The 11,378-nt window shown below is 56.2% G+C and carries 8 protein-coding genes; 2 read left to right on the top strand and 6 right to left on the bottom strand.

Going from position 1 to position 11,378, the window contains the following annotated elements; all coding sequences use genetic code 11:
* Nucleotides 1-273 precede the first annotated feature (273 nt).
* Nucleotides 274-2,172, top strand: a complete 1,899-nt coding sequence (locus PJL69_RS16575) for a PhoX family protein (RefSeq protein ID WP_271310653.1) — start codon at nucleotides 274-276, stop codon at nucleotides 2,170-2,172.
* Nucleotides 2,173-2,396: 224 nt separating this feature from the next.
* Here the strand turns inward: PJL69_RS16575 and PJL69_RS16570 are convergent, their stop codons facing one another.
* The 6 genes from PJL69_RS16570 to PJL69_RS16545 all read right to left on the bottom strand — a co-directional run bounded on the left by PJL69_RS16570 (nucleotide 2,397) and on the right by PJL69_RS16545 (nucleotide 9,056).
* Nucleotides 2,397-2,912 carry a GNAT family N-acetyltransferase gene (locus tag PJL69_RS16570; protein ID WP_271310652.1) on the bottom strand — a complete coding sequence of 172 codons (516 nt, stop codon included), beginning with the start codon at nucleotides 2,910-2,912 and terminating at the stop codon, nucleotides 2,397-2,399.
* A gap of 10 nt (nucleotides 2,913-2,922) precedes the next feature.
* Nucleotides 2,923-3,651, bottom strand: coding sequence for an SDR family oxidoreductase (locus PJL69_RS16565; protein ID WP_271310651.1), 729 nt, complete (start codon nucleotides 3,649-3,651; stop codon nucleotides 2,923-2,925).
* A complete protein-coding gene (locus PJL69_RS16560) occupies nucleotides 3,648-5,180 on the bottom strand; it encodes an ATP-dependent DNA helicase (RefSeq protein ID WP_271310650.1) in 1,533 nt (510 codons plus the stop codon). Before PJL69_RS16560 ends, PJL69_RS16565 begins: the two co-directional genes overlap by 4 nt.
* 152 nt (nucleotides 5,181-5,332) lie before the next feature.
* Nucleotides 5,333-6,028: a substrate-binding periplasmic protein gene (locus PJL69_RS16555; RefSeq protein WP_271310649.1), complete on the bottom strand. Its 696-nt coding sequence runs from the start codon at nucleotides 6,026-6,028 to the stop codon at nucleotides 5,333-5,335.
* A gap of 220 nt (nucleotides 6,029-6,248) precedes the next feature.
* A complete protein-coding gene (gene ccrA, locus PJL69_RS16550) occupies nucleotides 6,249-7,535 on the bottom strand; it encodes a crotonyl-CoA carboxylase/reductase (protein ID WP_271310648.1) in 1,287 nt (428 codons plus the stop codon).
* A 150-nt stretch (nucleotides 7,536-7,685) separates the two neighbouring features.
* The gene (locus PJL69_RS16545; RefSeq protein ID WP_271310647.1) at nucleotides 7,686-9,056 is read right to left on the bottom strand and encodes a 1-acyl-sn-glycerol-3-phosphate acyltransferase; all 1,371 of its coding nucleotides are present in this window, start codon (nucleotides 9,054-9,056) and stop codon (nucleotides 7,686-7,688) included.
* A gap of 192 nt (nucleotides 9,057-9,248) precedes the next feature.
* Between PJL69_RS16545 and PJL69_RS16540 the strand changes: the two genes are divergently transcribed.
* Entirely contained in the window at nucleotides 9,249-11,225 is a 1,977-nt protein-coding gene (locus PJL69_RS16540; RefSeq protein WP_271310646.1) for a protein meaA, read from the top strand.
* The last annotated feature ends 153 nt before the right edge of the window (nucleotides 11,226-11,378 follow it).

Genomic DNA, 11,378 nt, shown 5'->3' with positions numbered 1-11,378 from the left:
GCTAATTTTATCCCACACAAATGCGATCTTGGGCCGGACTGGTGAACAGCTCCGGCCCGATTTCTGTCGAGACGCACCTCGCCGACGCCAGGTAGCCCTCACCTAGCTGACGGCCAACCGCAGGCAAAAAAACGCCGAAACCGCACCAAAATCTGCGTCAGCGGCACTGTCATATGGTTGAGAATTTCTTGTCACAAAACTGATTCAGGCGCACCCTAGCGTTTTTAACGAGTGATACTTGGGGTCCGCCCCAGCCAGCTTAAGGAGCCAGCCATGTCCCATGATGACCTGTCGTTTGACGAGATTGATGAACTGATTTCCCCCCGTGCCGAAGAAACCGATTTTGACCGCGTGGTGGAAAGCGCCCTGTCGCGCCGCGGCTTCCTGGGCGGTGTCATGACCTTTGGCCTCGGCTCTTTCCTTGTGGGCACCACCGCCCTCACCCGTGAGGCACAGGCAGGCGGGAATGGCCACGCCGACCGCTTTGGCTTCCACCAGATCCCGGCCAACTCTGAGGACACCATCACCGTGCCCGAAGGCTTTGAATGGGAACAGCTTGTCACATGGGGAGATCCGCTCTTCAAAGACAGCGTCGCCTTTGACGAAACCACCCGTGGCACCGCCGTCTCTCAGGCACGCGCCTTTGGTGACAACAACGACGGCATGTCGATCTTCACCAAAGATGGCCGCACCGTCATGGCCATCAACAACGAATACACCAACCGCAAAATCCTCTGGGGCAACAACCCAGATGGCGCATGGGTCAGCGATGATGACATCGAAAAGGGCATGATGGCTCACGGTGTGTCTGTGGTCGAAGTGGCCCGCGATGACGCAGGCAAATGGCAGGTAGTGGTCGGCAGCGACCTGAACCGCCGCATCACCCCGCAAACCGATATGGAGATCAGCGGCCCAGCCGCAGGCCATGACCTGATGAAAACCGTTGCCGATCCCACCGGCACCACCTGCAAAGGCACCTGGAACAACTGCGGCAACGGCGAAACCCCTTGGGGCACCTATCTGGCCTGCGAAGAAAACTTCAATGGCTACTTCTCTGCCGAAGATGAGGCCCATGAGGTCAGCGCCGAGCTGAAGCGATATGGCGTGTCTTCCAAAGACTGGGGCTATGGCTGGGCCAAAGTGGATCCGCGCTTTGACGTTGCCAAAGATCCAAATGAACCCAACCGCGCGGGCTATGTGGTGGAAATTGACCCGTTTGATCCCACCTCAACCCCGAAGAAACGCACCGCACTCGGCCGCTTCAAACATGAAAACGCCGCTGTGGTGGTCGCCGCAAATGGCAAGGTTGTCGTTTATATGGGCGATGACGAACGCGGTGAGTTCCTCTACCGTTTTGTCTCTGAGGGCACCTATTCCGGCGTGGGCGACAATTCCGACCTGCTGGAAAGCGGCGATCTTTTTGTCGCCAAGTTCCACGATGACATGCGCGGCGAATGGCTGGCGCTGACACCAGAAACCACCGGCATGACAGAGGCGGAAATCCGCATTCACACCCGTCAGGCGGCTTCAAAAGTGGGTGCCACCACCATGGACCGTCCGGAATGGGTGGCCGTGAACCCCACCAAGGCAGAGGCCTATGTGGCGCTCACCAACAACAAAAACCGTGGCGTGAAACCCAATGCGGGTGGCGATGACACCTCTGCAAACGGGCCCAACCCGCGCGTCGAAAACCACTATGGTCAGATCGCCCGCTGGATGGCCGATGACGCCGATCACACCGCCCCGGGCTTCAGCTGGAACCTTTTTGCCCTCGCGGGCAACCCGGATGTACACAGTGATGCATATGCAGGCAGTCAAAACATCAATGCTGGAAATATGTTCAACTCGCCTGACGGGATGGCGTTTGACAGCACCGGCCTGTTGTGGATCCAGACAGACGGCAACTATTCTAATGCCGAAGACTTTGCGGGAATGGGCAACAACCAAATGCTCGCAGGCGACACAGTAACCGGCGAAATCCGCCGTTTCCTGGTGGGGCCAAAAGAGTGCGAAGTCACCGGCGTGTGCTGGTCCCCAGATCGGCGCACCATGTTTGTCGGCATTCAGCATCCCGGCGAACGCGGCGACTCTCACTTCCCAGACGGCGGCACCTCTGTGCCACGCTCTGGTGTCTTTGCCGTCCGTCGCACCGACGGCGGCCTGATTGGATAACGACGACGCAAATTCTGACTACACAATTCCTTTTTATGACGTAGCCTTTGGCCCTCGATCTCCCCAAAGATCGGGGGCTTTCTCATATCTAGGTAAACAAATTTGGATTGGGGCGTGCAGAGGACTGCGCAAAACGCGCACGCAAGAACCCCCTCGCTTACCCGACTGAGAACTTTACCGACAACGTGTTCATTACGTGCGTCAAAACAAATCTCTAGTGTTCTTTAAGAGTCGGGCAGTGTCCGTCGATAAACAACAAATTCTGTATTTGTCGCCACTTGGTCGTAAAGCTGCATTGCCGTCTGATTGGTCGAATGCGTGTGCCAGTAGACCCCAACTGTTCCAGCCTGCTTGGCCCTGTCATAGAACGTTGAGATGAGCACTCGGCCAACACCTTTGCCGCGCACCCCAGGCGCTGTAAAAAGGTCTTGTAGGTAGCAAGTGTTTTCAATGGTGATCGTGTTTCTGTGGAAGACAAAATGCGCCAAGCCGACGATCTCTCCCTCGTATTCAGCAACCAAACAATGAACGGGTTCGTCCAGATCCAGGAAACGAGACCATGCTAATTGAACGATTTCCTCTGAAAGGGCGGAATCGCCATGCCTCCCATAGAACGCATTGTATTGATCCCACAACGGTCGCCACTGACCATAATCACCAGCGGCAGCATCGCGCACCAATATCTCACGCCCCATGGTCTGTCCCTTTGCTTTCAGCAACCCAACATCGGCTTTGCCCAAAAACCCTTTATCACCCCCGCCCGATATACGGCATTTTCGTCGCCATAACGGTCATGAACTGCACATTCGCGTTCAACGGCAATTCCGCCATGTGCAACACGGACTTGGCTGCATCGTCTACATCCATGGCCGGATTGGGCTCTTTGCCCTCTGCCACCAATCGCGCGTTGATGCCTGCAACCATGTCTGTCGCTGCATTGCCAATATCAATCTGTCCGCAGGCCACATCAAACGGGCGTCCATCCAGCGACAGGCTCCGGGTCAGACCCGTGATCGCGTGTTTGGTCAGGGTGTAGCAGACAGAGCCCTCGCGTGGCACATGCGCAGCCAGAGATCCATTGTTGATGATCCGCCCGCCCTGCGGGCTTTGACGCCGCATCTGGGCAAAGGCCAGTTTGGCTGCAATGAACATGCCGCGCACATTCACATTCAGCACCTGATCAAACCCACCCAGATCCACTTCATCAATCGGACCTGTCGGCCCAAACATCCCCGCATTGTTAAACAGCGCATCCAAGCGCTCACTGCGGGCGACAAACCGTGCAAAAGCGCTTTCCAGGGCGGCCGCGTCGGTGACATCCGCCACCAGCGGCACCGCAAATTCATAAGCGCTCGCAAGCTCCTGCAGCTTTTCTTCGCTGCGCGCCAGCACCCCCACACGCCAGCCTGCATTCAAGAAAGCCTCTGCGGTGGCGCGGCCGATGCCCTGACTGGCCCCGGTGACAATGATGTTTTTCATGCGCTATCCTCCTGCGCCTGTAGCGTGAGTGGCGCAGGTGCCGAGATCAGATCGTCCACACGCAATCCATCTGTTGGCTTTGCCAGCCGATTGCGCACCACCCAATAAAGCCGCTCACTGGCCCGCGTGATCGCCACATAGGCCAGCCGCTTCCACAAGGGCTGTCCCGCCTCCATCCGGTTCATCCGCGCCGCCACAAACAGATCCGGCGCAAACACCTGCACGTTCTCCCACTGGCTGCCCTGTGCCTTGTGAATGGTCACGGCCGCGCCGTGCAGGAAGGTTGCGCCCATCCGCGCCGCAAAGGGAATGAACGGCTCCTCTTCCTCCGGCGCTTCGATCTTCACGATCGAGGCCGCAGACACACGCGGATCTTCCGCTCCCATCACATGCAGCCGCGAAAAGCCCGGCTTGCGACCAGGGCCGAGGTATATCACCTGCGCGCCTTTGATCAGCCCCCGCGCCTCCAGATCCAGCCGCTTCTTGCGATGCTTTGCGGGCAATTCGATCCCGTCACAGATCAGCGGTTCACCTTCCAGCAACTCATCTTCTGGTGCGCCATGCACATGGCGAAACGCATGGATCAGGCGGATCCGCGTTGCATTGCGCCAGACCAGCACCGGGCTGCGCGCCATCAGATCCACTTCTACCCGCTGGGCAAACTGCACCCGATCATCGCGGCGGGCGGTCTCTTCCACCATGCGCTCAAAATCCTGAAACTGCATCTGCGGATCGGCCAGCGCATGGGCCAGATCCAGGATCGGGTTGTCCGCCTCTTGGCGGTGGATGCGCTCCAGATTGTACACCGCAGGCGCGGGCAACTTGTCAAAAACCATCGCGCCGGACTGGTTCACTGGTGCCAACTGCGCAGGATCACCAAACAGCACCAGCGTGCTGAAAATATCCTTCAGATCGTCAAACTGCTTGTCATCCAGCATAGAGCTTTCATCAATAAAGCCGATGTCCAGCGGATCATCCCGCCGTTTCCACCCGGTGATAAAATCACTGCCCCGCAATCCCGCAGCGGCCAATGCACCGGGGATGGATTTGTGCAGTTTGTAAAACTCCAGCGCCCGGTCCAGCGCCTCATCCGTCAGCCCCTCAATCTCGGGCCGCTCGCCATTGTCGGCCAGCCATTCGGCGATCTTTTCATATTCCGGGTCATAGACCGGCGTATAAATGATCCGGTGGATCGTGGTCGCGGGCACGCCCCGCATCCGCAGCACACTCGCCGCCTTATTCGTCGGTGCCAGAATGGCCAGCGTGCGCTGGTCCTTCTTTTTCTTGCCCTCATAGTCACCAGAGACGATTTCAACACCCACCTCTTCAAGCGCTTTCACAAGCTCTGACAACAGCATGGTCTTGCCAGACCCAGCCTTGCCTGTGACCGCGGCAATCGCCTGTTTGCCTTCTGTGGGTGGGGTCAGAAGACTTTGCTCCAAATCCACCCCAAGCCCCTTGAGAAGGAGGGAAATATTGTCAAAGGCCTCGGCCTGATCATGGCTGAATGTGATGGACGTGCTGCTCATGGCGCGACCCTATAGTGGGCAGCGATTAGGGGCCAGCGGGTTTCGCAAGCCAATGTCCAAAATCGCCCCAGACGCGCGCACCCTCGTTTCCAACAAAAAACCCCCGCTACCATCGCTGGCCACGGGAGTAAGCTCAAGCCCTGTCTAGCGCCTTACTTCGCATGCGCGTCCCATGCATCTTTCAAGGCTTCACCTTGCGGATGCGCCCGGGAGAACAGAACATACACCGGAACCGAGCGCACCACAGAGCCTTTCGCGATGTCGCCCATCTCAGCGCCAAGTACAGACTTCAGGGAAAGATCGCCCGCCACTTCATTCTCGATCAGCAAATCCACGCGGCCTGACTGCAACAGTTTCCACGCACTCTCTTCAGAAAACACATCATGCATCTCAGATCCCAGATCTGCGAGGGCCTTCTCATACCAATAGCCAGAATAGCCGACCAGTTTCAGACCTTGCGCATGGATATCCTCAATCGAGCTCACATTCAGCCCTTCGGGGTACTTGGCCCGACTGTAATAAATCACGTCAACCTGGTCTTCCAAAAACACTTCTGGATAATAAAAATCCGCCAGACGATCGTCCGTCTTGGACCAAGAAAATGTCGCTGGATACTCCCCTTTTTTGGTCAGCTCGTAGGAGCGCTTCCAAGGCAGAAAATCAAGCGCCACTTCATAGCCCGCAGCCGCCATAACGTCTCGCACCTTTTGCGCGTGCACACCCTGCTCCGGCAGCTCTGCTCCGACATAAGGCGCCCATTCTCCAACAGCCATCTTCACCGTATCGGCCATGGCCATAGCACCGGTAAAACTCAGAGCCACTGCTGCCATCAAGCTTTTGATTTTCATTTATTTCTCCTCTTCTTTTTCAAGGAAGGCCCTAAAAGGGTCTCCTTAAAAATTGGCAAAGAGATCATAGAAAACTCACCGCTCCGCAAATCTCCTTTAAAGAGAATTGAAATCTGCGAGAGCCCAATACGTTCTACCCTGAATACAATGCAAAACACCCCACAGGCTGGCAAACCTGCGGGGTGCTTTTGGGTCTCAATCAGCCTGCGAAACTGGCCTTTTACTTGCCAGCCTCAAGCACGTCTTCCAGCGTGCGCAGCCCTGTCTTTGGGGCCTGCACCAGCACCGACATATTGCCGGGCTTGTGTTCATTGCGAAGCATTTTCATATGCGCCTCAGGCAGCTCCGCCCAAGGGAACACTTCAGACATACATGGGTCCAGGCGACGCTCCACCATCAATTGGTTCGCGGAGGCGGCCTGCTTCAGATGGGCAAAGTGAGAGCCCTGCAAACGCTTCTGATGCATCCACATGTAGCGCACGTCAAAAGTACAGTTGAACCCGGATGTGCCCGCGCAGATCACAACCATACCACCCTTCTTCACAACAAAGGTCGACACCGGGAACGTGCTTTCACCTGGGTGTTCAAACACCATGTCCACATTGTTGCCTTTGCCGGTGATGTCCCAGATGGCTTTGCCGAACTTGCGCGCCTCTTTGAACCACTCCGCATATTCGGGCGTGTTCACGGTGGGCAACTGTCCCCAGCAATTGAAGTCTTTGCGGTTCAGAACACCCTTGGCCCCAAGGCTCATGACAAAGTCGCGTTTGGTTTCGTCTGAAATCACGCCTATCGCGTTGGCACCTGCAGTGTTGATCAATTGGATCGCATAAGATCCCAACCCGCCAGACGCCCCCCAAACCAGTACATTCTGGCCAGGTTTCAGATCATGAGGCTCATGGCCAAACAACATGCGGTACGCAGTGGCCAGCGTCAGCGTGTAACATGCGCTCTCTTCCCATGTCAGGTGCTTGGGACGTGGCATCAATTGCTGCGCTTGCACGCGGGTGAACTGGGAGAAAGAGCCATCCGGGGTCTCATAGCCCCAAATACGCTGGCTGTCCGAATACATTGGATCGCCGCCGTTGCAGTGCTCATCATCACCGTCATCTTGGTTGCAATGGATCACCACCTCATCGCCAACCTTCCAGCGCTTTACCTTATCCCCCACGGCCCAAACGATGCCAGACGCATCGGACCCAGCAATGTGATAGGGCTGCTTGTGCACGTCAAACATGGAAATCGGCACACCAAGGCCTGCCCAGACACCGTTATAGTTCACACCTGCTGCCATCACCAGAACCAGCACTTCGTGGCTGTCCAATGTGGGAACATCTACAACTTCCTGAAGCATCGCCTTGTTGGGCTCGCCCTGACGCTCACGCCGGATCGCCCAAGCGTACATTTGCTTTGGGACATAGCCCATTGGGGGCATTTCGCCCACTTCATAAAGATCCTTTTGCGGCGCGTCGTAAGTTGAGATTGCGCTTTCGGTATCCAGAGCCATCTTCGCCTCCTGTTGGTCGTTTTGCCGCGATGCAGAATCGCGTTTCTATCACCGAGATACCGACGACAGAGAAACATTGCAACCTTAGGCGCACTCATTTTGTAATTTTATGACCCTGCAATCGCAGCAATTTATGCTGCAATCGCGAAATCATTCCAATAAGTGACGAATGGAATTGGCATAAAATGCCAGCTCATCTCTTTGATTTTCTTTCTTAAAATATCGATTGTCATCTTCACCGATCATACGCCGACCAACCAGAATGCGCAGTCCAGTTTCCGTTGCGTCCCCAGCGACACAATCTTGCGCCTGTTGCGCGGTTTCCCCAAGGTGATCCATATGGGCGACATAGGCGGCCTTGATCTCCTCAAGCGTCATAGGGGCCGCTGCGTCTTCCAAAATCGCCGCCACCAGCGGCACAGACAGCACGGGAACCACCGCATTGATCCGCCCCATAAGTTCAAGCGACAACGGCTCCGCCAGATCCTCTCCGGCACTTGTCGGATGATATTTTACAAATTCCGCCAAAGACAACGGATGCCCAAAACGCACCTCTGCGGTGCCAAATTTTCGATACTTCCCCAAACAGCGCAACCAGATCTGCTTCAGGAAGAAACCCAAAATCACACTGATGCGCGCACGAAACCCTTTGCCCCCGCGCGCCTTGGCCTCCAACAGGATGCGATCCTCCAAAATTCGATCATAGTTCAGCGCAACAGGCACAAACACAACGTCCCGCGCCTCGGGATCATAGGCATCTGTGATATACTTGAGCAGGCCACGTTTCGGCTCCTGAGGCGCACCATCAAGGCTCAGGCGGCCCTCAGGGAACATCGCCTGCGTGACACCGGCCTCTGTGGCCAGCCGAACATATGCGGCAAGCACCTTGCGATAGAGTTCGCTATGCGATCTGCGCCTTATAAAATAAGCACCAAGCGCCCTGATCAGGCGGCTCAGCGGCCAGACACGCGCCCATTCGCCCACCGCATATGTCAAGGCAGAGCGCCGCGCAGCCAGATAGGTCACCAGTACATAATCCATGTTGCTGCGATGGTTCATCACATAAACCACCGTGGCATCTTGTGGCAGCGCATCAATTGCCGCTTCATCCACAAACCCCACGCGCACATGGTACAACGCGCGGCTGAAGAACCGGGTGAGCCTGATCGCCACACCAAAATACATGAACGCAGAAAAGGACGGCACAATTTCGCGCGCGTAGCGTTTGGCTTCCTCAAACGCCACCGCGTCGGGGATCCCTTTGGCGCGGGCATGTTCCGCAACCGCACGCGTCACATCGGGCTGATAAATCAGCCGCTGTATCATGTCATGGCGCTGTGCCAGCTTGAAAGGCTCGATTGGCCGCTGAAGACGCTCGTTCAGATGCGCGACAGCCCGCTCCATGCGACGGCGAAAAAACCAACGCACAGAGGGGAAAAGCAAGTGGCTTGCGGCCGTTACAATCGCAAACAACAAGATTAGGCCAAACAGCCAAACGGGAAGTTCTACAGTCGAAGTCATGGCGCGGACTCTGGCAACTGCGCTCCCCAAGGTAAACATGTATCTCTGCTTGACAGTCCGTCGCCGATAACGTGACGGGACGTACTCGCCGCAGCGCAGCGAATTCTCTTGCAAATGATATTTCTCCAAATTACGCTCTGACGCAACATTATTGCCAAGCCCTCGCTGGGCCATCGAACAGAGGGACCCCCAATGTCGCAGACGCAGCAAAAGCCGACAAAAGACCGCCCATGGTTGATTCGAACATACGCAGGCCATTCAACCGCCAAAGCCTCAAACGCGCTCTACCGTTCCAATCTGGAAAAAGGCCAAACCGGACTGTCGGTGGCTTTCGATCTGCCAACACAAACCGGCTATGACAGCGATCACATCCTATCGCGTGGTGAAGTGGGTAAGGTGGGCGTGCCGGTATGTCATTTGGGCGACATGCGGACCCTGTTTGATCAGATCCCGCTTGAGCAGATGAACACCTCAATGACGATCAACGCCACTGCCCCATGGCTCTTGGCGCTCTACATCGCCGTGGCCGAAGAACAGGGCGCTGACGTCACCAAGCTGCAAGGCACCGTACAAAACGACCTGATCAAGGAATACCTCTCCCGCGGCACTTACATCTGCCCTCCAGAGCCAAGCCTCAAAATGATCGCGGATGTCGCAGAGTACTGCTACACCAACGTGCCAAAATGGAACCCGATGAACGTGTGTTCCTATCACCTGCAAGAAGCCGGCGCGACGCCAGAACAAGAACTTGCCTTCGCGCTTGCCACCGCCATCGCTGTGCTGGATGCCCTGAAACCTCGTGTCGCCCCAGAGGACTTCCCACGTCTGTGCGGCCGCATTTCTTTTTTTGTGAATGCAGGCATCCGCTTTGTCACCGAGATGTGTAAAATGCGCGCCTTTGTGGATCTGTGGGATGAAATCCTCGTGGAGCGTTACGGCATAGAAGACCCAAAATCCCGCCGCTTCCGTTACGGGGTGCAAGTAAACTCACTGGGTCTCACAGAACAGCAGCCGGAAAACAACGTCTACCGAATCCTGATCGAGATGCTCGCGGTGACACTGTCCAAAAAAGCCCGTGCCCGCGCAGTGCAGCTTCCCGCCTGGAACGAAGCCCTCGGCCTGCCCCGCCCATGGGATCAGCAATGGTCAATGCGCATGCAGCAGATCATGGCTTTTGAAACGGACCTATTGGAATACGACGATCTATTTGACGGAAATCCAGCCGTCGATACGAAAGTCGAATTCTTAAAAGAAGGCGCGCGTTCTGAATTGGCCAATTTGGAAAGTATGGGCGGCGCAATTGGTGCAATTGATTATATGAAATCTCGCCTCGTGGACAGCAACGCCGAGCGGCTCAACCGCATCGAGGCGGGGGAGACCGTGGTGGTGGGCGTCAACAAATTCCAAAAGGGAGAACCCAGCCCCCTGATAACCGGCGATGGCGGCATCATGGTGGTCGATCCCGCTGTGGAGCAGGACCAAATTGGCCGGCTGAAGTCTTGGCGTTCTGAGCGTGACAGCGCCGCGGTCGAGAAAGCGCTCAAAGATCTGCGTGACGCCGCCGCCAGCGGAGCAAATGTCATGCCCGCCTCCATCGCCGCCGCAAAAGTTGGCGTCACAACCGGTGAATGGGCCGCACAGATGCGCATCATTCACGGCGAATACCGCGGCCCCACCGGTGTATCCGGCGCCCCATCCAACAAGACTGAGGGCCTTGATGAGATACGTGAAGAGGTCAACGCCGCCTCTGATCGACTGGGCCGACGCCTCAAGTTTGTGATTGGAAAACCGGGACTTGACGGTCACTCAAATGGCGCTGAACAAATTGCCTTCCGTGCGCGGGACTGCGGCATGGACATCACCTATGACGGCATTCGCTTAACACCCGAAGAAATCGTTGCCAAAGCGCTAGAAGACAAAGCCCATGTGGTCGGGCTGTCCATTCTCTCAGGCTCTCACATTCCACTCGTTGAAGATCTTATGGCCCGCATGGAGGCTGCGGGCCTCGCAAACACACCGGTTATTGTTGGGGGGATCATCCCCGATGACGACGCCGAGCGGCTGCGCGATATGGGGGTCTCTCGTGTCTACACGCCCAAGGACTTCGAATTGAACACCATCATGCGCGACATTGTGACACTCGCTGCGCCAGAGTCTGAAGCGGCCTGAAAACGCATAAAAATAAGAGCACGGGGATGCATTACCAATGCGGGAAAACCATATTTTTCCCGCAATTAATCCATGTTTAAACACACAAATTTGTGAGCAAAATACAGATATCTCTTGCGCAATCCCCCTCGCATCGGCGAAATACCGCCACCA

The organism is Shimia sp. MMG029, assembly GCF_027947445.1.
In the GTDB taxonomy this organism is placed as follows: domain Bacteria; phylum Pseudomonadota; class Alphaproteobacteria; order Rhodobacterales; family Rhodobacteraceae; genus Shimia.
The sequence above is the reverse complement of the archived record's forward strand: the minus strand, read 5'-3'. Positions and strand labels throughout refer to the sequence as shown.